The sequence below is a fragment of the Flavobacterium sp. IB48 genome (genome assembly GCF_016405855.1).
GTDB lineage: Bacteria > Bacteroidota > Bacteroidia > Flavobacteriales > Flavobacteriaceae > Flavobacterium > Flavobacterium ginsengisoli.
On sequence record NZ_JAEFCA010000001.1, the window covers coordinates 1,218,299 to 1,240,888 of the forward strand.

21 protein-coding genes are annotated in these 22,590 nt (G+C 34.0%); 11 read left to right on the forward strand and 10 right to left on the reverse strand.

Annotated features, from left to right (window positions below; translation table 11 throughout):
• Window positions 1-376: 376 nt before the first annotated feature.
• The 5 genes from JC605_RS05280 to metG form a co-directional block, all read right to left on the reverse strand.
• A complete protein-coding gene (locus tag JC605_RS05280; protein WP_198855191.1) occupies window positions 377-1,264 on the reverse strand; it encodes a DMT family transporter in 888 nt (295 codons plus the stop codon).
• A gap of 126 nt (window positions 1,265-1,390) precedes the next feature.
• Window positions 1,391-2,908 (reverse strand): flotillin family protein, encoded by a 1,518-nt coding sequence (locus JC605_RS05285; protein WP_198855192.1) that lies wholly within the window; start codon window positions 2,906-2,908, stop codon window positions 1,391-1,393.
• 11 nt (window positions 2,909-2,919) lie between these two features.
• Window positions 2,920-3,483, reverse strand: a complete 564-nt coding sequence (locus JC605_RS05290) for an NfeD family protein (RefSeq protein ID WP_198855193.1) — start codon at window positions 3,481-3,483, stop codon at window positions 2,920-2,922.
• A gap of 142 nt (window positions 3,484-3,625) precedes the next feature.
• Entirely contained in the window at window positions 3,626-3,901 is a 276-nt protein-coding gene (locus JC605_RS05295) for a hypothetical protein (RefSeq protein WP_198855194.1), read from the reverse strand.
• Between the two features lie 354 nt (window positions 3,902-4,255).
• Window positions 4,256-6,391: a methionine--tRNA ligase gene (gene metG / locus JC605_RS05300; protein ID WP_198855195.1), complete on the reverse strand. Its 2,136-nt coding sequence runs from the start codon at window positions 6,389-6,391 to the stop codon at window positions 4,256-4,258.
• 384 nt (window positions 6,392-6,775) lie between these two features.
• Here metG and JC605_RS05305 point away from each other — a divergent pair, with 384 nt between their 5' ends.
• Window positions 6,776-8,275 (forward strand): family 43 glycosylhydrolase, encoded by a 1,500-nt coding sequence (locus JC605_RS05305; RefSeq protein ID WP_198855196.1) that lies wholly within the window; start codon window positions 6,776-6,778, stop codon window positions 8,273-8,275.
• Window positions 8,276-8,529: 254 nt separating this feature from the next.
• Window positions 8,530-8,757, forward strand: coding sequence for a CDGSH iron-sulfur domain-containing protein (locus JC605_RS05310; RefSeq protein ID WP_198855197.1), 228 nt, complete (start codon window positions 8,530-8,532; stop codon window positions 8,755-8,757).
• Window positions 8,758-8,819: 62 nt separating this feature from the next.
• Here the strand turns inward: JC605_RS05310 and JC605_RS05315 are convergent, their stop codons facing one another.
• Both JC605_RS05315 and JC605_RS05320 read right to left on the reverse strand, forming a co-directional pair.
• Entirely contained in the window at window positions 8,820-9,410 is a 591-nt protein-coding gene (locus tag JC605_RS05315; RefSeq protein WP_198855198.1) for a hypothetical protein, read from the reverse strand.
• Window positions 9,411-9,423: 13 nt separating this feature from the next.
• Window positions 9,424-10,326: a PhzF family phenazine biosynthesis protein gene (locus JC605_RS05320; protein ID WP_198855199.1), complete on the reverse strand. Its 903-nt coding sequence runs from the start codon at window positions 10,324-10,326 to the stop codon at window positions 9,424-9,426.
• 232 nt (window positions 10,327-10,558) lie between these two features.
• Between JC605_RS05320 and JC605_RS05325 the strand changes: the two genes are divergently transcribed.
• Window positions 10,559-12,115 (forward strand): patatin-like phospholipase family protein, encoded by a 1,557-nt coding sequence (locus JC605_RS05325; protein ID WP_198855200.1) that lies wholly within the window; start codon window positions 10,559-10,561, stop codon window positions 12,113-12,115.
• Here JC605_RS05325 and JC605_RS05330 read toward each other — a convergent pair whose 3' ends face one another.
• The 3 genes from JC605_RS05330 to JC605_RS05340 form a co-directional block, all read right to left on the reverse strand.
• On the reverse strand, window positions 12,116-12,565 hold the full coding sequence (locus tag JC605_RS05330) for a protease complex subunit PrcB family protein (RefSeq protein ID WP_198855201.1): 450 nt from the start codon (window positions 12,563-12,565) through the stop codon (window positions 12,116-12,118).
• Between the two features lie 186 nt (window positions 12,566-12,751).
• A complete protein-coding gene (locus JC605_RS05335; RefSeq protein ID WP_198855202.1) occupies window positions 12,752-13,174 on the reverse strand; it encodes an SMI1/KNR4 family protein in 423 nt (140 codons plus the stop codon).
• Between the two features lie 5 nt (window positions 13,175-13,179).
• A complete protein-coding gene (locus JC605_RS05340; RefSeq protein WP_233074028.1) occupies window positions 13,180-13,683 on the reverse strand; it encodes a hypothetical protein in 504 nt (167 codons plus the stop codon).
• 298 nt (window positions 13,684-13,981) lie between these two features.
• Here JC605_RS05340 and JC605_RS05345 point away from each other — a divergent pair, with 298 nt between their 5' ends.
• The 8 genes from JC605_RS05345 to mgtE all read left to right on the forward strand — a co-directional run bounded on the left by JC605_RS05345 (window position 13,982) and on the right by mgtE (window position 22,546).
• Window positions 13,982-14,521 (forward strand): hypothetical protein, encoded by a 540-nt coding sequence (locus JC605_RS05345; protein ID WP_198855203.1) that lies wholly within the window; start codon window positions 13,982-13,984, stop codon window positions 14,519-14,521.
• Window positions 14,522-14,598: 77 nt separating this feature from the next.
• A complete protein-coding gene (locus JC605_RS05350) occupies window positions 14,599-15,519 on the forward strand; it encodes a hypothetical protein (RefSeq protein ID WP_198855204.1) in 921 nt (306 codons plus the stop codon).
• A 158-nt stretch (window positions 15,520-15,677) separates the two neighbouring features.
• The gene (serS, locus tag JC605_RS05355; RefSeq protein WP_198855205.1) at window positions 15,678-16,949 is read left to right on the forward strand and encodes a serine--tRNA ligase; all 1,272 of its coding nucleotides are present in this window, start codon (window positions 15,678-15,680) and stop codon (window positions 16,947-16,949) included.
• A 79-nt stretch (window positions 16,950-17,028) separates the two neighbouring features.
• Window positions 17,029-17,871 (forward strand): prolipoprotein diacylglyceryl transferase, encoded by an 843-nt coding sequence (gene lgt, locus JC605_RS05360; protein ID WP_198855206.1) that lies wholly within the window; start codon window positions 17,029-17,031, stop codon window positions 17,869-17,871.
• 76 nt (window positions 17,872-17,947) lie between these two features.
• Window positions 17,948-19,729 carry a tetratricopeptide repeat protein gene (locus JC605_RS05365; RefSeq protein ID WP_198855207.1) on the forward strand — a complete coding sequence of 594 codons (1,782 nt, stop codon included), beginning with the start codon at window positions 17,948-17,950 and terminating at the stop codon, window positions 19,727-19,729.
• A gap of 156 nt (window positions 19,730-19,885) precedes the next feature.
• Window positions 19,886-20,197 carry a DUF4286 family protein gene (locus JC605_RS05370; RefSeq protein WP_198855208.1) on the forward strand — a complete coding sequence of 104 codons (312 nt, stop codon included), beginning with the start codon at window positions 19,886-19,888 and terminating at the stop codon, window positions 20,195-20,197.
• Window positions 20,198-20,370: 173 nt separating this feature from the next.
• A complete protein-coding gene (rsmA, locus tag JC605_RS05375) occupies window positions 20,371-21,159 on the forward strand; it encodes a 16S rRNA (adenine(1518)-N(6)/adenine(1519)-N(6))-dimethyltransferase RsmA (RefSeq protein ID WP_198855209.1) in 789 nt (262 codons plus the stop codon).
• The gene (gene mgtE, locus JC605_RS05380) at window positions 21,140-22,546 is read left to right on the forward strand and encodes a magnesium transporter (RefSeq protein WP_198855210.1); all 1,407 of its coding nucleotides are present in this window, start codon (window positions 21,140-21,142) and stop codon (window positions 22,544-22,546) included. Before rsmA ends, mgtE begins: the two co-directional genes overlap by 20 nt.
• Window positions 22,547-22,590 lie beyond the last annotated feature (44 nt).

The window sequence follows — 22,590 nt, forward strand, 5'->3', positions numbered from 1 at the left end:
AGTTTTTTTGTTTCAAGTTTCAGGTTTTTCGCCACGACCCGAGCGATAGCGAACAGGCGAAGCAATTACTCGAATTGCACTAATTTTTTTGCCACAGATTAATGGGATTAAAATGATTTTTAAAAATCTGTTCAATCTGCCAAATCTGCGAGAGATTTTTTTAGCAACGAATTACTCGAATTGCACTAATTTTTTTGCCACAGATTCTTAAGATTGAAATGATTTTTTAAAATCTGCTTATATCTGTTGAATCTGCGTGAGATTTTTTTTAGCCACGAATTCACGAATTAAACTAATTTTTTAGCCACAGATTATGAGATTAAAATGATTTTTTAAAATCTGTTCAAATCTGCTGAATCTGCGTGAAACCTTTTTCTTAATTCTTAGAAAAAAGCCCTTTCAAAGAAATCGTTTTATCATAAAAAGTAATTCGGATTCCGAAAAGCAGAATGATTCCACCGAAAACCATCTGTAAAGTTATTTGTTCTTCCAAAAACAACCAAGCTAAAATTGAGGTAATTACAGCTTGACTCAATAAACTTAGTGAAACTCTCGTTGCGCGCATGTGCTGAGTGGCATAACTAATAGAAAGCCAAGCACACAATTGACAAATTACGGCCTGAAGTACCAAAACAAACCAGCCAGCATCAGAAAAACCAGTGAATGGTTCGCCTAATGAGTAACACAAAATTCCTAAATAAATGCTAGAAGCCATTAAACTGATCGTCATAAACGAAAGAACATCAACAGTAGAAAGCACATTCTTGCTAACTAAAAGATAAATTGAATATAGAATTCCAGACAAAACCGCAAATAGAAATGCCTGATCGAAGTTTAAATCGATAAAAAATTCAAAACCGACTAAAGTTACCATTCCGAATAAAGAAACAATCGTACCAATCCAAAAATTAGTAGCAGGTTTTGTTTTTAGAAAAAAGAAAGAACCAATACCAACCCAAACTGGTGATAAATTTGTCAAAAGCGAAGCCTGCGTTGCACTCGATTCCTGAATGGCGATATTCCAAACTGCAACATCTGAAGCAAACAAAATACCACAAAGTGCTGCTAAAAGTGCAAATTTTAGATTTGGAAGTTTAAAGTTTCCGCTGAAAAGTACATAAGGCAACAACAAAACCACAGCAAAAAACATTCGGTAAAAAGCCGAAATTAATCCTGGAGTTAAGCGTAATTTTACTAATATTGGAAAAATCGATATGCAAAGTATACCGCAGATTAGGGCTAATCTTGGTTTTGTGAGTTTCATTAGATGTATTTATTCTTGTATTATTTTTCAAAGATAACTTAGAAAACGAGTATTTTGAAAGCAAAAAGCGCAAATCGATTAAAAATCTTAATCGGTTCGCGCTTTTTTATATTAAAAAAAAGGTTTTTATTCTTTTGTTTCTTCTACTTGAATAGTTGGAGGAACTTCAGGAGGAGTATCTTCGCCTTTTAAATAAGTTGGAAGGTTTAAACCTGCCATATTGAATAGATCATTTAATGGCGGAACTGTCTTCATCATTCCAGAAACAAAGTTAGCTGTAGAACCGTTTTCGCCTTGACCATTTCCAGAATCCCAAACCGTGATTTTGTCAATTTTGATATTTTTAACCGCTTCGACTTGAGTTTTAACCAATTCAGGAAGTTTTTCCAATAATAAAAGTTGGAATGCTTTGCTTGGATCTCCGCCTGCTGCAGCCACAACATCTTTATAACCTTCGGCTTGTTTCGTTAATATTTCAAATAAACCTTTTGCTTCTGCTTCCATTTTAGCAAAGATTGCATCAGCTTCTCCTTTTGCATTCTCTCTAATAGTTTCTGCAGCAGCTTGTGCTTCGATAATCGCTCTTTGTTTGGCAATTTCGGCAGGAACTACAATGTTGGCAATTTGAGTAGAACGCTCTCTTTCAGAACGTGCTAACTCGGCTTTTTGTTCAGCAAGGTAAGATTCTTCCAATGCTTTTGCCTGCTGTACTTTTTCTGCAGCAATTGCAATACGCAACGATTCTGCTTCTTTTTCTCTACGAATAGCTTCAGAATTGGCAATAGCAATTTTCGCTTCGTTCTCTCCCTGAATCGCAATTGCGTTTGCTTCAGACGTTTTTACCCTTGTATCTCTTTCTGCTTCTGCTTTACCAATCGTTTCGTCTTTAGCCGCTGTTGCAATGCTAATTTCACGATCTTTTTGAGTAATCGCGATTTTTACATCTCTGTCTCTATGTGTTTCAGCAATTTGAGTGTCTTTTTCTCTATCAGCAAGAGCTTTACCAGTTTCTCCGATTTTTTCCTGCTCAGCTACGCTAATTTTAGCTTCATTGATTGCTTTTGCAGCAGCTTCTTTTCCTAAAGCTTCGATATAACCAGACTCGTCACGAATATCGGTAACGTTTACGTTGATTAGTTTAAGACCAATTTTCTTTAATTCGCTGTCAACGTTTTTAGAAATGTTATCTAAGAATTTATCACGGTCTGAGTTAATTTCTTCAATAGTCATCGTTGCAATAACCAAACGCAATTGACCAAACAAAATATCTTTTGCAAGCTCTTGAACTTGTTCTGATGACAAACCTAATAATCTTTCTGCAGCAGTATTCATACTGTCAGTTTCCGTAGAAATGGCGATGGTGAATCGACAAGGAACATCGACTCTAATGTTCTGACGGCTTAACGCATTGGTCAGATTCGCTTCGATAGAAAGCGGTTTTAAATCTAGAAAAGAGTAATCCTGAATTACTGGCCAGATAAAAGCACCACCACCGTGTACACAACGTGCTGAGGTTCCGCCAGTACGACCATAGATTACTAAAATTTTATCTGAAGGACAGCGCTTGTACCTCGAGATTAATGCTGAAATGGTTACGAATAGAACGATTGCCGCAACTGCAATCAAAATAATTGGGTTGATCATTATAATTTATGTTATATGGTTTCTACGATTAAAAGGTTGTTGTTTTCTATTTTGACAACTTTTACAGCCGAACCAGACGGAATTCTTTCATTTTCTGTCATAGCTTCAAGTTCATGAAAAGCGCCATTTACGCTAATCATAATTTTACCTTTTCCGGTTTTATTTTCTGGAATGGTCAAATAAACTTCAGCAGTTTTATTTAGCGTATTAGTGATTTTAAAAGAATTGTCTTCGGCTAGTTTTTGCACTTGTTTGATTACAAAGAAAAACAATAGCACAAATAAAACTCCAACGACAAAAGCGAGTGTAATAAGAAACCATGGCTTTTCGCCAATTGTAGCATAAAATGAAATTCCTGTCCAGCTAAAGCCTAAAAGAAAGTTGATTAGATTTCTTAACGAGAAAAGCTGAAAATCGCCATCGTGAACATGTGCATCAAAATCGGTATCGAAACCATCGGCAATGTCAAGACCCGAAAAAGTAATAATGGTTTGAATAAGAAAAATTAAACTTGTTGGAATCGCGATGTACCAAAAAGATTTAAGCAACGTAGGTAGACTGTCTAATAGCTCCATAATTTTCAGTTTTTCGAATAACTTTTGGCGCTAATATCTCATTTTTTTTGTAAGAAAACTAATTTTAAAGAAAAATGTGCTTTACAGTATTTGTAGAATAAAAAAAGCGTGAAATCAATAAAGAATTTCACGCTTTTATTTTTTAAGCCACTAAAATTTTACTGCAGGCTTTCTGAATTTGTTTATCCGAAAACGGTTCTAGTGTTTCGGCAAGCATTTCACTGGTTTTGATGCATTCCATCATTTTTGATCTTAGCTCTTTGTCATCTCCCAAATCTGTTTCAAGAATTCGCTTGAAAATTTCAGACAGATAATGGGGCTGTTCTCTAAAATCTCCTTCAAACCATAAGTCTGAAAGGAATTTTGCCATTGATGGCATTACATCGTGATGTGTTGGTTTTTGATTTTCCTCTGTCATGATCGAAAATTTTAAACGCACGAAACCCTCATTTTAGGTGTGACAAAATATTCAAAAGAATAGATCAAGGGCAGTTTCCTGCTCCAGCACCATGATGAGGGTTTCGCTTATCGTTACTCTAAATAAGTTTATTATCGAAAGTCTCTTAAATATTTTGTCAGTACAAACGTACAAATATAAATTTGAAAGAAACAATAAAATGTAAGAATTTTATTTAGTTAATGTTGTCATTTCGAGGAACGAGAAATCTTCGCGAGAGGCTCTACAAAGATTGGATTCTCATTGCGGAGTTACTTGCGAAGATTTCTCGTTCCTCGAAATGACAAACTATATGTTTAGATGTGTAAAATCAGTTTAGTTTACTGTCGCTCCATTCGGTGCATCAGCATCTGGATTTACAAAAACCAATTTTCCTTCAGCGTTTGTTGTCATTAAAATCATTCCCTGACTTTCAACACCACGTAAAGCTCTTGGAGCAAGGTTTGCTAATACAGAAACACGTTTTCCGATGATTTCTTCTGGCGAAAAACTCTCAGCAATTCCTGAAACAATCGTACGAACATCAATTCCTGTATCTACTTTAAGAACCAAAAGTTTGTTTGCTTTTGGCATTTTTTCAGCCTCAAGAATAGTTCCGATACGAATATCCATTTTCGCAAAATCCTCAAACTGAATTAAATCTTTTTGCGGATCTGGTTGTTTGCTCTCAGCCAAATTAGCTGTTTTTGTTGCTTCCAATTTATCTATTTGTTTTTGTATTTCTTCGTCTTCGATTTTAGCAAAAAGTAATTCTGCTTCACCAATTTTATGTCCTGCTGGCAATAAATCTGAATGCTCAGAAATATCATTCCAACCTAATGTTTTATCCAAAATAACATCTGTAGCTCCAGGATGGTTTTCTTTTAAGAATTTGCTAAATCCTTTAAAGTGTTCTTTCAAATCGCCTAAATTTAAGATTCTTGACAATTTAGCCGCTGTAAATGGTAAAAACGGCTCAGCTAAAACGCTTAAAGCAGCAGCAATTTGCAAGGCCACATACATTTGAGTTTTTACACGCTCTGGATTGTCTTTCATAACTTTCCAAGGCTCTTCGTCTGCAAGATATTTATTTCCTAAACGAGCCACATTCATCAATTCGCCCAAAGCTTCACGGAATCTGTAACGCTCAACCGAGCTTGAAATCACAGCCGGATACGCTTTTAATTCTGCCAAAGTTTGTTCGTCAACTTCTGTAAATTCGTTTGGAGTCGGGATTACACCATCATAATATTTGTTGGTTAAAACCACAACACGATTTACGAAGTTTCCAAAAACAGCAACCAATTCGTTGTTATTTCTAGCTTGGAAATCTTTCCAAGTAAAGTCGTTATCTTTTGTTTCAGGAGCGTTAGATGTTAAAGCATAACGCAAAACATCTTGCTTATCTGGGAACTCTTCTAAATACTCGTGCAACCAAACCGCCCAGTTTTTAGAAGTCGAAAGCTTGTTTCCTTCCAAATTCAAGAACTCATTTGCTGGAACGTTGTCTGGTAAAATATAGCTTCCTTCAGCTTTTAACATCGCTGGGAAAATGATACAGTGGAAAACAATATTGTCTTTTCCGATAAAGTGAACTAATTTAGTGTCTTGGTCTTTCCAATACGGTTCCCAATCTTTTCCTTCGCGCGCTGCCCATTCTTTTGTAGAAGAAATGTAACCGATAGGTGCATCAAACCAAACATAAAGTTTTTTGCCTTCGGCACCTTCAACAGGAACATCAATTCCCCAATCTAAGTCACGTGTTACGGCACGAGGTTCTAAACCTGCGTCGATCCAAGATTTTACTTGTCCATAAACGTTGGTTTTCCAGTCGCTTTTATGCCCAACTAAAATCCACTCAGTTAAAAAATCAGTATATCTGTCTAAAGGTAAAAACCAGTGTTTTGTTTCTTTAAGAATTGGAGTTTCTCCAGTAATAGTCGATTTTGGATTGATCAAATCAGTCGCGTTCAAAGTCGATCCGCATTTTTCGCACTGATCTCCGTAAGCTTCTGGATTATCACATTTCGGACAAGTACCGACAACAAAACGATCTGCTAAAAACTGATTTGCTTTTGCATCGTACAATTGTTCTGTCACTTCTTCGATAAAATCTCCTTTATCATACAATGTTCTAAAGAATTCCGAAGCTGTATCATGGTGAATTTTCGCCGAAGTTCTTGAGTAATTATTGAATGAAATTCCGAAATCTTCAAAAGATTTGCGGATAATTCCATCATATTTATCAATAACTTGCTGTGGTGTAACTCCTTCTTTTTTAGCTTTCATAGAGATTGCAACCCCGTGTTCATCGCTTCCGCAAATAAATGCTACATCTTTTCCTTGCAATCTTAAATATCTGGAATATATATCTGCAGGCACGTAAACCCCAGCCAAATGCCCAATATGAATAGGCCCGTTGGTGTAAGGCAATGCCGCCGTGATCGTATATCTCTTTGGATCTTGTATCATAATTCAATTTTATTGAGTGCAAAAATAAGCAATAGAATTGAGATTTTAATATTACGTGGAGATTCGCTGAGTTTTTCCTAGAGATTCGTTAAGATTTTTGCCACGAAGGCACTAAGACACAAAGTTTTTTTATTGCCATAGATTAAAAGGATTAAAAGATTTTTAAATATGAATTGCCTCCAGCTTTAGCTGGAGGTTAATAATGTAAAATTGTGAGGCTTTAGCCAAACACGCTCACTTTTGGCTAAAGCCATTTTATTGAATCACTATTATGACATCCAGCTAAAGCTGGGCGCAATTCAAAAAATCATTTTTAATCCTTTTAATCTGTGGCATATTTTACTTATGGTCTTTTTGACTATATTTGAAAAAAATATCAAAAACATGAAGAAAATATATCTAACCATTTTAATATTGTTTGTGTATTGCGGTTATTCTCAATCACAATCAGAAAAAAGTTTAAAGCAAGGACAATATTCAAACCCGATTTTTGCGGGTGACTATCCAGATCCTAGTTTGTTGCGCGACGGAAAAGATTATTATGTCGTTCATTCTTCTTTTGATTATTATCCCGGGCTTTTAATTTGGCACTCAACCGATTTAATGAATTGGGAACCTGTAACCAATGCACTTCATAAATATGTTGGAGCCGTTTGGGCGCCAGATTTAATCAAATACAAAAATAAATATTACATCTATTTTCCTGCCAATAATACCAATTTTGTAGTTACTGCAGATTCTATTAACGGACCTTGGAGCGAACCAGTAGATTTGAAAATTGGGAACATAGATCCTGGACACGTAACAGATGATAAAGGAAACCGCTTTTTATATTTCAGTAACGGCGGTTATGTCGCTTTATCAAAAGACGGACTTTCGGTAACCAGCGAATTAAAACATGTTTATGACGGTTGGAAAATTCCGCGCGAATGGAGTATTGAATGTTTTTGTATGGAAGGACCAAAATTATTCAAGCGCGGAGAATACTATTATTTGACCGTTGCCGAAGGTGGAACCGCTGGGCCAGCGACAAGCCATATGGTGATTTCGGCAAGATCAAAATCGCCTTTGGGACCTTGGGAAAACTCACCACATAACCCGATTGTGCGTACGAACAGCAGTTCTGAAACCTGGTGGTCAAAAGGACACAGCACTGTTTTTGAAGATGCAAACGGAAAATGGTGGATGATTTTTCATGGTTATGAAAAAGACTATTATAACTTAGGCCGTCAAACTTTGTTACAACCTGTGGAATGGACAAAAGACGGTTGGTATAAAATTTCTGATAACATTCAAACTGATAAACCGATTGCAAAACCTGAGGGAAAGACGCTTCCTGAGTTTTCTTTGAGCGATAATTTTGGAGGTTCGGCCTTAAAGCCACAATGGAAGTTTTATAATGAAGTGGAAAACTCAAGATTTAAAGTGGCTAATAATACTTTGACAATTGAAGGAAAAGGCGATGGAGTAGGAAACAGTTCTCCGCTAGTAGTTGTACCAGGCGGACATTCTTATTCTGCAGAAGTTGAAATGGAAATTGAAGGCGACGCAACTGGCGGATTGGTGCTTTTTTACGATAATAAATATTACTCGGGGATTTTAGCCGATCAAAATAACATTTTGGCCAATTTGAGAGGATGGCAGTTTCCAACGGAGAAAAATACGCATACGCGAAAAGTCTTTCTTAAACTGAAAAACATTAAAAACACTGTAGATATGTTTTACAGTATTGATGGAAAAGACTGGAAAAAAATCGAAAACTCTGTAGAAGTTTCAGGATACAATCATAATGTTTTGAGTGGATTTTTGGGATTAAGGATTGGTCTTTGCTCTATTGGAAAAGGAAGTGTGAAGTTTAAGAATTTTGTTTACAAGGCGCTTTAGTTTTTTTTTCTGCCACAAAGGCACAAAGGCGCAAAGATTTTTTATTAAGAATCTAAGTTTTTTAAGTTAGTCATCTGTGCTAATGTGCTTAAATCTTTTAATCCCGATAGCTATCGGGAGCGTGAAACAATAAAACTTTGTGCCTTCGCGTCTTCGTGGCAAAACCCACATAAAATAGAACCAGTTTAAACTACGTTTCGAGCTTATAAATGAGAATATATTTCGCAATCTTTGCAGCGGAAAAAAACAAATTTATGAGCAAGACTAAATTAATCATCAATAAAAATGGTTCTATCAAAATTGAAGGAGATTTTGAAATCATGGATCCAGAAGGAGCACTTTACGGTTTACAAGGAAGACAAGCGCTTGGACTTTGCCGTTGCGGACATTCTTCAAACAAGCCATTTTGCGATGGGGCACACAGAAACAACTTCGAACACGATTCAAAGGCTTTCGATTTACCGCCAATGAAAACGAACTAAGAAGTTCTATAGTTTTAAATATTTGAAACCGCATTCTGCCAGATGCGGTTTTTTTGTTTGATTTAATAAACGATGCAGTTTTTGGTTTTTAAATAAAAACCTTGACTTTTTATGCTTTTCAGTTGCCCCAAAGAATCAATAGAAACCAGAAATGATTCTTTAGATTCAGGACAGCTAATATATTTCATGACTTTTAAATCATAACCATTTTTTGTTTTGAGATAACCATTTCCTTTTGGATTATATGGGTCAATATCAAAATCTTGAATTTTAGCAATTAGAAAAGCTTCTTCTGGGTTATCAATTTTATTTATATAAGTGATTAATTCTTCTTTTTTTAAAACATAGTTCCATTTATTATTATCGAAATAAATTATAGTGTAACTACAACTCATAGGTTGACAACCCGTGAAAAAACCACTTTGGATGGGTTGGTAATTGTTTTTTTGTTTTAGCTTTTTATCTCCCTTGTAAAATATCACTTTAGGAGTAAGTGGCAGAGAAAAGTTAATTTCCCAATAAGCATATTCTTTATTAGGATTGATCTTTTTTAGCAAACTTTCAACATCTGCTTCTTTCGAAGTTAGAGGTTGGTATTTTGTATCCTTGCAAGATATCAGAACCAGAAAGATCAATAGAATAATTTTTTTCATGAATATTTCGGCATTAAATATAAAGTTCTCCTTTCATGGTTATAATCGAAGAACCTCCAACCAAAATATCTTCCTGACGATTCATAACTTCAATCAAAGAGGCCTGTTTTAGTTTGACACCTTGAAGAATTTTATATTCTTTATCAGATTTAGTGAATTTCTTTTCTGTTAAAAATCCAATTAAAGGTCCCGCAGCCGTTCCCGTTGCAGGATCTTCATTTATTCCGATTATCGGATTAAAGAATCTTGTTTCAACGATATGATCTAGACCTTCATCTGCTGGAGCGAAACAATAAAAACCTTCAAAATTATATTCTTTAGAGATCTGAATTAAGAGCTGATTGTCTGGAACAAAGCTGTTTAATATTTGGCTATTCTTTATCGGAACCATTGTATGGGCAACTTCTGTTTTAACTATTGTTGGAACAAAAGAATTTACATCCAAGTCCTCAATTTTTAAACCTAGCGCCACCGCAATTCTATACGTTGGGATTTCCTGTTTGATCACAGCCGATTTCTGGTGCATTTTAACAACCGGAAAAAAAGTATCCAAATCAAAACTTACCGTTACCGGAATTGCCGAATGATTCATAATTACAAAAGGTTCACTTTCGTTTTGCTCATCAAAAATTGGAATTCCTTTTAATAGAGCACCACAAACTGCACCTAATAAATTATGGCCTGCACCGTCGATTTCGATTCCAGTTGGAGTAAATGAACGAACGACAAGCGCTTTTTCTCTTACAGAATAATAAACAAAAGAAGTTTCAGAGTAGCCAAATTCTTTAGAAATATCCTGATAGGTTTCTAATTTTAAATTTCCATCTGTAAAAACAACCGAAAGCGGATTTCCTTTGTAACTTTCGTTTGAGAATACGTCTAAAACGTAATATTCTAATGCTTTTCTTTCCCCCATATTTTCTTGTTTTTAAGCTTAACCCTCTCTTAAAGGAATAAAATTACGCTTTATTCTTGTATTTCATAAACACGTTTTATTTTTCAAGGTTATTTTAAGATTACTCTTTAATTAAAAATTTGTTTCTAATTCAGAAAATAAAATCAGAAAAAGTTAAAAATCAATGAACAAGCATTTTAGTTTGAATTAATTCAAGTAATTTTAAACTTTAAAAAATAATGTTGTTATTTTTATGATGGTTAAGAGATTTTCGATAGGATTCTTTTTTCTTTTTCTAGTCAATGAGGGAGTTGCTCAAAATAAGATTAATCTATTTTCTGAGATTAACTATAACTCGATTCCTGCGGTCAATTTGAGTGAATACAAATCGGTTCAGGATCGCGACAGTAGGCTTCAAAACCCTAATATTGCTTTGGGAGTTGCTATTTCTGGCGGAGGATCTAGAGCGCAGTTTTTTAGTATGGGAGTTCTTTTAGGTTTGGAAGAAATTCAAGAAGACAACTCGAGCCGTAATTTTCTAAATGAAATAGATTATTTTTCGACTGTTTCTGGAGGCTGTTACTCGGCAGGTTATTATTTGACCATTCTGAAAAACAAATTGCAATATGATAATTGCAGTTTTAACGAATTTTATTTTTCTAAAGCCGATGCTTTCAAATCAGATGTCAATAAATCGGCTACTATTTTTTCTCTTTTAAATAACAGCAGAAACGAAAAAGGAGAAAAAATTTCGATGGCACAACGGCTTGATCTGGAAGTTTTGCAATATGATAGCGCTAACCCAGAAAATCAGAATAAGTTTAAGACTCAAATGTTATTGTCTGATTTCTTTATTCCAAAAGACAGCAAACTTAATCCGCAATTGCCTATTATGGTGGCAAATGGAACGGCTTATAATAACGGAGAACGATTTCCATTCATGCCACACATTATTCGTGCTTTAAAAATTGATGCGTCTTTGGCTCCTAATAAAGCTTCACTTTCGCTTGACGAAAATCATATCAATAACGGTTACGACTTTCCGCTGACTTATGCTATTACGGCAAGTTCTGCTTTTCCTGGCGTTCTTCCTAAGACCAAATTCGGAATCAAAAATCAAGATAAAATTTTATGCGTTATTGATGGCGGTGCGTCTGATAATATGGGATATGAAACCTTAATAGAACTGCTTCACAACGATTCTAAAGTGAAAGACAAGAATAAAAAAGCGCTTTTTATTGATTGTTTAGGGCAAGGGAAAAAAGCGCCTTTTATAAATGATGAAAAGATTAGGCTGCTTTCTTTGTTAGAGACTGCTTCTTTGTATACGGTTCAAACTAGGTATATGACTTTTGAAAAAGATGTCGAAAATGTGCTGGATAAATACAAAATCCCGACTTCAAATTATCAAGTAATTGGTTTTACAACTTTGCGTGATTATTTAATAACCTTGAAAAAAGATAAGGCTTACGAAGAGTTAGTAAAACAATTAAAAGATACTGATGATGAAGCTGCAAGTTGGCTGAAACTTCACGATGATTTTCGAGCCAAATTGATTGCAAAGTTTGGTATGGACAGTTTTAAAAAAGATAAATTTGGTGAACCCCAATTGTCTAGTTTGGATAGAGAAAAGTTTAAAGATTTTGATGCAAGCGAACTTTTAATGCTTTATGAGTATGCTTCGCATGTTGAAACCAAATTAAAAATAACCCCAGAAGAAAAAGAAATGCTATTACTGTCTGGGCGTTTTGCGGTTTTTTTGAAAACCAATGAACTGAAAAACTTGTTAGTAGAAAATAAAGGAATTTAGCTATTGCTCAAAAATAACCTTTTTGTCTGTTTTGTCTGTTTTAATGATATCGTAAGGTCTTGATAGCTTTAAAGTGCTATTGCCATTTTTTAGTTTTTCTACTTTGACGATAATGGTATTTCGGTTTTCGGTAATTTCGACAATATCTATAGAATGTCCGCCACTGTTTTGGGTTTTGTCTATAACAGCAATGACTTGATATTTACTGAAATCGATGTTTATTTCTTTAAAATCTTTTGATAAATCACTAGAAACATTCATTTCTGTAATTAATTTATCCCAACTTTTTTGATCTTTAATTATTAAATGTCGCGGAGCAAGACTTTTATCATTAGGAAAAGAATCTCCTTTGGCAACTAACGAATATTGTACATCAGAGTTTGGTAAATCATCATTTTCACAACTTGTCAAAACAAGCAGAATGCTAAGAATTAAGATGATCTGTTTCATGATTTTGGTTTTGGTTGCAAAAACTTTTATATAAAGTTTTATCTATATAATCAGATGCATTTGTCTCCAAATAGTTGCGTTAAAGGTGTTTAATTTATTAGCATCTTTATATTAGATAAAGATAACGCTAATTTTGATTAAAGATTGTGCTCAATAACAAATAAAAATAATGCAAATGGTATAATTTTATTTAATATCATTCTCATCCATTAACATTTGTTCTCTTATATAAGTTTGAAACGACTTATTAGTGTAATAAAGTTCTCCGCTTTCGTGCCAAAATTCAACGATTTTACCATCATTCCGATCAAAGTCAAAACCAGAAAAATCGCCAGAAAAATTATCTCCAAAAAACCAAATGTTTGATTTCAATTCGTAGTGATTCTCCAAGCCTAAGTCTTCTAAATTAAATAATGAAGAGGCAATATTAAATTGACAGTTTCTAAAACTTCCCGAACCAACTTCTTGTAAATAAGTAATATAATCTTCGGGTAGTTTTGGAAATTCTGAAAGAAGATCTTCAATTTGATTTACGGTTAAGGCTGTTCTGTTATTGTTGTCTTCTACCTTTTTGAGGAATTCTATTTCTAAATTGTAGTTTATTGCCATAAATTTTAGTCTTCAAGTTCTTTCTTGCAAATATCTATTTCGCGTTGTACTTCTTTTTCCAATTTTGGTAATTCGTTGGTAATCCAATCTTGGCTTTCTTTGCTGAGGTAGTTTTTATTCTCGTCTAGCTTGTACTTCATAGCGCCATTAATCACCGTTATCATTTCTTCGACTTTACATGTGCCGTTTGCAAAGTTTGGATCTATTAAATATTTTAAAATTTCTTTTTCGGACATAGGTTTGTAATACAAAATATGACTGACTAAAGGAAAATAAAAGTAAAAGTAATTATTGGTGTTAGAAGCAAATCGTATTTTGTGTAAGGCTAATATCAAAGAGTCTAATTCTGAATTTGTAGTTTGAAAATTCAACTTTTTTAAAAGATCAAAACAAATTTTGGAGTAAGGCAGTATTTTTCCAACTTCTTCCAGATAAGTAAATGTCTTTTCAAAATTATTACAGTCGTTATTTCCAAAAGAATTCATAAGAGAGCGAATTTTATTTTTCATTTTAAATCTATACAGTAGTCTAAATGATACATTTTTGAGGTCTATTTATTTGGAAGTTTTTAATTGATGGGAAGGGTTTCAGATAGTGCTAAAATACAGTTTTTCTATTTAAAAGAATTAATACATTTTCTGTTATCATTGAGTAAAAAATAGCAAGATAACTATTGTCTTCAGTTTTGTTAATGCTTGAAATAACTAATTTTTCTCTCTTTTTGTTTTTTCAATTTTCAATTAGTTTTACAGTCATCTCGATTATTTGCCGCAACTTTGCAAAACAATCTTTTAAATAAAAACTCAAATGGAATTCGGTAAAATCATAATTTCAGAAACTGCTTCAAAAAGCGAAAACCCGCAAGATGTTGTTAATTCGAATATTTCGGTAATCAATTTAATGAGAGAAGAAAAAATAGACGACGACTTGATTCACGAAGATGCTTTAATGAGTTACTATCTGGATTTTTACGCCTCAAAATATGCGGAAGGTAATTTTTCGAAATTCGTTTATGATTCAGGATGGAATAAAGAATTGAACGAGTTAATTGAAGAAGGCTTAGCTTTAATAGGCGCAGAAAAACATTTGGAATTGTTTAAAGAGCAATGCCGTAAACTGCGTTTGCAAAGCAACATTAAATTAGGAAAATTTCTAAAAGAAAAATACGACACACCAAATGCTTTCAAGGATTTGCTAAACAATAATGCTTATTTTGAATTGGATGAAAACTTGGCAGAGTTGAATGCCGCTTTCTTAAAATCGCATCCTGATACAGAAGTACTTTCGGTAGAAGAAATGTTTAAAACACTGGAAGAATTTGTAGGACACGAAATTAAGAGAGATTAAGTTTTTATTTTTTTGCTGTGGTTTGTAAGAAAATTATATATTTGGAATGCCCTAAATTTTCTAACAAACCAAAGCCTATGAAAAAAACGATTCTTTTAAGTGCCGTTTTGATGTTTCTGTTTTCCTGTGGGAAAAAGGAAAATGTTAAAAACGATGCCGAAGTTCAGTATCAGGAATTGCTTTCAGAAACACAAGCACATCTTGGTCTTGGTAAGAAGCCGATAAAAAAACTCATTTTTAAAAATCCTGATGAAATTGAAGATTCAGAAGAATTAAATCTGGAATTACTTTCTAAAGTCGCTTCCAATCTGCAAATCAAATATTCTAGCATTAGAATTAAGGAAACAAGTTCTATCAACTACGATGATAAAACGACATTTTTTGTTTTGACTACAGTTGAACATAGGAAGAAAGCACTTCGATCGGAGGATGAAGAAGAATTAGGAGATTTTTTTCAGCGTAAATATTTATTTGTAAATAGAGAAGACGGAAGTGTAATTGCTGAAGAATTTGATGAGAACTTAGGTTATTATGATAATGAAGCCATTCAGTTTTCTAAATCGCACATTTTAAGAGATTTGGTTTTTCTAAATGAAAAAACTCCTGCTATTGCTTTTTATACAGAAGCCAGTGCAAGCAGCCGAATCGTACTGTATTCTGAACAAAAATTTACGTTGATTACTTTGGCTGACAATGAAATTAAAAAGGTTTTATACGAATATCCTATTCGATTGACCAACGGTGATTCTAACGGAGGCGGAACCTTTCAGGTAGAAACTTTAGAAACGGGAATGAGTTTTTCTGATCAGAAAACAAACGGTTATTTTGATTTGATAATCACCAAAAACTTTTCTTATGAAGAAGCTGTCGAAAGTGATTTAGAAAACGGAATTGAAGAAAAAAGCGATCTGAAAACCAAAAAAGAACTTGAAAAAATTAAGTTTAATGGCAGAGATTATGCTTTTCATAGAGACGATAGACATCGTTTTTTGGAGTAAAACTTTATAAAATTCAAATAATAGCAAGAGCACTTTTAGAGTGCTTTTGCTATTTATAGGAGATTTAGGTTTTCCTGAGAAAGTTTGTCCTTTTGTTAACAAACATTTCCTTAAATTTGCTTCCGTTATAAAAATACAATAGTTATAAAAATCAAGCTATGTTACAAATTGCATTTATTAGAGAAAATCAAGAGAAAGTAATCAAGGCTTTAGCAAAACGAAATATCGATGCTAAAAGCGTTGTTGAAGAAGTGGTTCAATTAGACGAAAATCGTCGTGCTGCACAAGTGGAATTAGACAATACTTTATCAGAATCTAATAAATTGTCCAAAGATATTGGTGAATTGATGAAAGCTGGAGAGAAAGCTAAAGCAGCAATCTTAAAAGAAAAAACAGTTTCGCTAAAAGAAAAAAGCAAAGAACTGAGCGAAAAAGCAGAAGCTTTGGCCGTTGAGTTAACGAATAAATTATACACTTTACCAAATCTACCGGCTGATATTGTTCCTGAAGGAAAAACTCCAGACGATAACTTAAATGTTTTTCAAGAAGGAGATATTCCCGTTTTGCACGAAGGAGCACAACCACACTGGGAATTGGTGAAGAAATATGATATTATCGATTTTGAATTGGGTGTAAAAATCACTGGTGCAGGATTTCCTGTTTATAAAGGAAAAGGAGCTCGTTTACAACGTGCTTTAATCAATTACTTTTTAGACAAAAATACCGCTGCAGGATATAATGAAGTTCAGGTTCCTCATTTAGTAAACGAAGCTTCAGGATTTGGAACGGGACAATTGCCAGACAAAGAAGGACAAATGTATCATTCTACAATTGATGATCTATATTTGATTCCAACAGCTGAGGTTCCAGTTACCAACTTATTCCGCGATGTTATTTTAAACGAAAGTGATCTTCCTGTTTTACATACAGCATATACACCATGTTTTCGTCGTGAAGCAGGTTCTTACGGAGCTCACGTTCGCGGGTTAAACCGTTTGCACCAATTTGATAAAGTAGAAATTGTTCGTGTAGAGCATCCAGATAATTCTTATGCTGCGCTTGATGGAATGGTTGAACACGTAAAAGAGATTCTTCAAGAATTGAAATTACCTTATAGAATTTTACGCCTTTGCGGAGGTGATATGGGATTCACATCTGCGTTGACGTATGATTTTGAAGTGTTTTCTACAGCACAAGATCGTTGGTTAGAGATCAGTTCTGTTTCTAACTTTGAAACTTTCCAGGCAAATCGTCTAAAATTACGTTTCAAAGACAAAGACGGAAAAAACCAATTGGCTCATACGCTTAACGGAAGTTCATTGGCGCTTCCGCGTGTTTTAGCTGGAATTATTGAAAATTACCAAACTCCAGAAGGAATCGTAATTCCAGAGGTTTTACGTCCTTACTGCGGATTTGATATTATAAATTAATTTAGTTTACAGTCTCAGTCTCAGTTTACAGTTTCGGCTGTGGACTGTGACTGAAAACTGTGACTAAAAATTACAACTTATGAAAAACGGAATATTAAATTGGAACGTAGATCCTGTCATTTTCTGGATTACGGATAGTTTTCCGTTAAAATATTACGGAGCTCTTTTTGCCTGCGGACTTCTTCTCGGGTTTTATATCGTTAGAAACATATATAAAAAAGAAAATCTTTCCTTAGACAATCTCGATTCTTTACTTATTTATGTCATTGTCGGAACCGTTTTAGGGGCAAGACTTGGACATTGTTTCTTTTACGAACCAGACTATTTCTTCAAACATCCGATAGAAATTCTTTTACCAATACAAAAGATAAAAGGAGCTTATCAGTTTGTTGGGTATCAAGGTCTGGCGAGTCATGGAGGTTCGATCGGAGTTATTACGGCAATGATTTTATATTGTCGAAAATTTAAAGTTCAATTTTTAGGACTTTTAGATAAAATGTCTGTTGCGGTTCCTGTAACGGGTGCTTTTATTAGAATGGGAAATTTTATGAACTCTGAAATTTATGGAAAACCTACTGACGGAAGTTGGGGAGTGGTTTTTCAGAGAGACGATTTAATCCCTAGACATCCAACGCAATTGTATGAAGCTTTTGCTTATATATTGATTTTTGGAATTCTGTTTTATATGTACAAATCAGAAAAAATCAGAAATGCGCAAGGATTAATCTTCGGAACTTTCTTAACTTTATTATTTACAGCTCGTTTTATAATTGAATTTTTCAAAGAAAATCAAGAAGCTTTCGAAAATAATATGCTGATTAATATGGGACAAATTTTAAGTATTCCATTTATTTTAATTGGTTTGGGCTTGATTTTTTGGAAAAGTAAAAAAGTCTCAGTTTACGGTAACAGTTTACAGTAACTAAAAACTAAAAAGTCAATATTTATAGTCCTATTATTGGCTGAGAACTGCGACTGAAAACTAAATAAAAGGCAGTATGAAAAACATATTGATGGGTATCGTTTTGTTATGTTCTGGTTTTGCGTTTGGACAAAACGAGCAGTTGGCTCAATACTATTACGACAAAGGAGATTTTGATAAAGCGAAAATTAGTTATGAAGAGCTTTTGCGAGCTGCGCCATCTAATACTCAGTACTTTTTAAGAACGATCGATTGTTATCAGCAATTGCAGCAATTTGCAAACGCCGAAAAAGCAATTCAAGATCGTTTTAATCGCTATAAGCAAGGTGTTTTTTTAGTTGAAATGGGATACAACTTTCAATTGCAGAAAAACGATTCGAAAGCCAAAAATTACTACGAACAGGCAATCGAGAAAATAAAAACAAGTCCGAATGATGTTTACGGAATTGCAAGTTCATTTGAGAAAAAAGTATTGCTAGAATATGCTTTAAAAGCCTATCAGACTGCAATGCAAGTTCAGCCCAACTTTAATTTCAATTTCCAAATCGGAATGCTGTATGGTCAGTTAGGAAAAACCGATTTGATGATTGATTTGTTATTGACAGAATCTTTCACAAATCCGCAGAATACTAATTTGATTCAGACGCAACTTTCTCGATTCATGAATGGAGAAACTGATAATACCGCTTTTAAAGATGCCATGCGAAAAGCATTAATCTTAAAAACTCAGAAAGATCAAGATGTTTTCTGGAATCATTACTTAAGCTGGTTTTATGTGCAGCAAAAAGAATTCGGAAAAGCATTCATTCAAGAAAAAGCCATTTATAAACGCGAACCAGAATCGTTGATGAGCATTGTCAATTTAAGTCAGTTTGCATTGAATGAAGGAGACAATGATACGGCAGAAGAAATTCTAAATTTCATTCTTCAAAATACTAAAGACCGTGATTTGCTGATTCAAAGTAATGCGAGTTTAATGCAAATAAAGATCGATAAAGCGCAGGAAAAAGATTATCCAGCAATCAGTCAAGAACTGCAGCAATTGTTGGCAACTTACGAAATAAATCCTTTTACCTTATCTTTGCAAATCATTCAAGCTCATTTTCTGGCTTTTAATTTGAAAAAAACAGAAGAGGGGAAAGCTGTAATGAAAAAGGCTTTGGAATTGAATTTAAACGAATATCAAAAAGCCGATGCAAAAATGGAGTTGGCGGATATTTTGCTTTTGGAAGAAAAATACAATCAGGCGCTTATTTATTATTCGCAGATTCAATTGGATTTAAAGAATGATGTAATGGCGCACGAAGCCAGTTTGAAAGCGGCAAAAACAAGTTATTACAAAGGTGATTTTGAATGGGCAAATAAACAGTTTAAAGAATTAAAAGCCGCAAACACACAATTGATCGCCAATGATGCTTTAGAATATTTTCTGTTAATTAATGATAATACCGCAGCAGATTCGACTCAAGTGGCGCTGAAACAGTTTGCAAAAGGAGATTTTTTAATTTATCAGAATAAAAAGCAAGAAGCGATAGCGCAATTTCAAAATATTCTAAAAACGTATAAAGGGCAAGAAATTGAAGCGGTAACTTTATTGCGTTTAGGCAAAGTTTATGAAAGTCAGAAAGATTTTGCTTCGGCTTTAAGCCAATATCAGCAAATTATTGACAATCACAGCGACGGAATTTATGTAGACGAAGCGCTGTTTTTCTCGGCTGAAATTTATAACGATGAATTAAAAGATCCAGAAAAGGCAAAACCTTTATATGAAAAGGTAATTTTTAACCATCAAGACAGTATTTATTTTGTCGATGCCAGAAAAAAATACCGCGAGTTAAGAGGAGATAAGAATTTATAGTTCGGTTTAATCGTTTATTCGGTTAATCGATTAACCGAATAAACGATTAAACAAGAAAAATTAGTAAAATGATGATTTGAAAAGATTTAAGAATCAAGAGAAAAAAACTCAGAACCTTAGAATCTTAACATCTCAGAACCTTAGATTAGAAAAGAAATGATTATTTATAACGTTACCACAAACATACACGAAAGCGTTCATGACCAATGGTTAAAATGGATGCAGGAAAAACACATACCCGAAATTCTAGCAACTGAAAAATTTTCTTCTGCACGAATTGTAAAAGTTTTGGTTGAAGAAGAAATGGGCGGAATTACATATTCTGTACAGTATATAACAGACAGTAAGGAAACTTTGGAGAAATTTTATATCGAAGATGAACCAGAATTTCATAGAGAAGCTTTAAGTCTATTTGCAGACAAAATGCTTTCTTTCAGAACAGAATTAGAGGTTATTTCGGAGCATTAAATTTTTAATTCTCGGTCTCGGCTCTCAGTTTTTGGTTTATAATTGAGAAAAAAGCATAAAAACTTGCCGTCTTTGAGACTTTCTTGCAAAAAAAACAAAAATAAAGCTTTGCTTCTTAGTGCCTTTACAACAAAAAGAATACTTTTGCAGCCTCGTGGCAAACAAGAAATGAAATGGAAAAAGTAAAAGCCAAAAAACATTTAGGACAGCACTTTCTTAAAGACGAAAGTATAGCAAAAGCTATTGCAGATACTTTGACTTTTAAAGGATATGAGGAGGTTTTAGAAATAGGACCAGGAATGGGTGTGCTTACTAAGTATTTGCTCGAAAAACCAATTAATACACACGTTATTGAAATCGATACCGAATCTGTAGCGTATTTGGATGCCAATTATCCGAAATTAAAGAATAAGATTATCTCTCAGGATTTCCTGAAGTATAACATAAATGAAGTTTACGAAAATAAACAGTTTGCCATAATAGGTAACTTTCCTTATAATATTTCTTCTCAGATTGTTTTTAGAACTTTAGATCTTAAACATCAGATTCCAGAGTTTTCTGGAATGTTTCAGAAAGAAGTAGCTGAGCGCATCTGCGAAAAGAAAGGCTCAAAAACCTACGGAATATTATCAGTTTTAGCTCAGGCTTTCTATAATACAGAGTATCTGTTTACGGTTGATGAAAACGTTTTTATTCCTCCGCCCAAGGTGAAATCGGGTGTGATGAGAATGACCCGAAAGGAAGATTATAACCTTCCTTGTAGCGAAAAGTTATTTTTTACAGTTGTAAAAACGGCTTTTCAGCAGAGACGAAAAACATTACGTAACAGTTTGAAAACATTAAATTTATCAGACAATTTGCGAGAAGACACTATCTTTGATAAACGTCCGGAGCAGCTTAGCGTAGATGAATTTATTGAACTAACTCAAAAAATAGAAGCCAATGGAGTTCAAAATCAGTAAAGAATTAATCAAACAGATTGCTCAACTTATTCAGGCAAAAAATAATAAGGAGCTTGAAATCTTGCTAAATGATATTCACCATGCAGATTTCGCCGAAATTCTTGATGAAGTAGAAATTGATGATGCAACTTATATTTTCAAAGTTTTAGACAGTGAAAAAACCGCCGAAATTCTACTTGAATTAGACGATGATTTACGTGAAAAAATCTTAAGCCGACTTTCTCCAAAAGAAATTGCGGAAGAACTTGATGAGCTTGAAACCAATGATGCGGCAGATATTATTGGTGAACTTTCAAAAGATCGTAAAGCTGAAGTTATCTCAGAACTTCAGGATGTTGAGCACGCAAAAAGCATCGTAGATTTACTTCGATACGATGAAGATACCGCTGGAGGTATAATGCATAAAGAATTAGTGAAGGTAAATGAAAACTGGAATGTTTTAACCTGTGTCAAAGAAATGCGAATTCAGGCAGAAAATGTTTCCAGAGTTCATTCTATATATGTAGTTGATGATGAAAATCGTTTAAAAGGAAGATTATCACTTAAAGATTTATTGACTACTTCGACCAAAACACAAATCTCGGATATTTACATTAGAAAATTAAATTATGTAAATGTTGAAACGCCAGATGTTGATGTTGCGCGTTTAATGGAGAAATATGATTTAGAGGCAATTCCAGTTGTTGACGAATTAGGACGCTTGGTTGGTCGCATTACAATTGATGATATTATCGATGTCATTAAGGAAGACATCGAGAAAAGAGATACCGAAGATATTCAGAAATTCGGGGGATTAGAAGCCTTAGAATTGCCATATGTGCAAACACGACTTGTAGAGATGGTTAAGAAAAGAGCGACATGGCTTGTTGTTCTTTTTATTGGAGAAATGTTCACTGCTTCGGCAATGGGATTTTTTGAAGGAGAAATCGAAAAAGCTGTTGTTTTGGCATTATTTGTTCCGCTTATTATATCGAGTGGAGGAAATTCAGGATCACAAGCTGCAACTCTTATTATTCGTGCAATGGCTCTAAAAGAGTTAACGCTAAAAGATTGGTGGTATGTAATGAAAAAAGAAATCGCTTCGGGTTTCTTATTGGGTGCCATTTTAGGGATTGTCGGTTTTATCAGAATATTTATTTGGCAGCAAACTGGGCTTTATGAATATGGAGAACATTGGCTTACAATTGGTCTTGCCGTATCGCTTTCATTGGTGTTTATCGTTTTATGGGGAACTTTGTCTGGCTCGATGATTCCGTTTTTATTAAAGAAACTTAGGCTAGACCCCGCAACTTCATCGGCACCTTTTGTAGCTACTTTAGTAGATGTAACTGGATTAGTAATCTATTTTACAATTGCTTCTTTGCTTTTAAAAGGAAAGTTGCTTTAAAATAATCTATTTGTTTCTAAAAAAATAGCTAGATCTGATTCTTG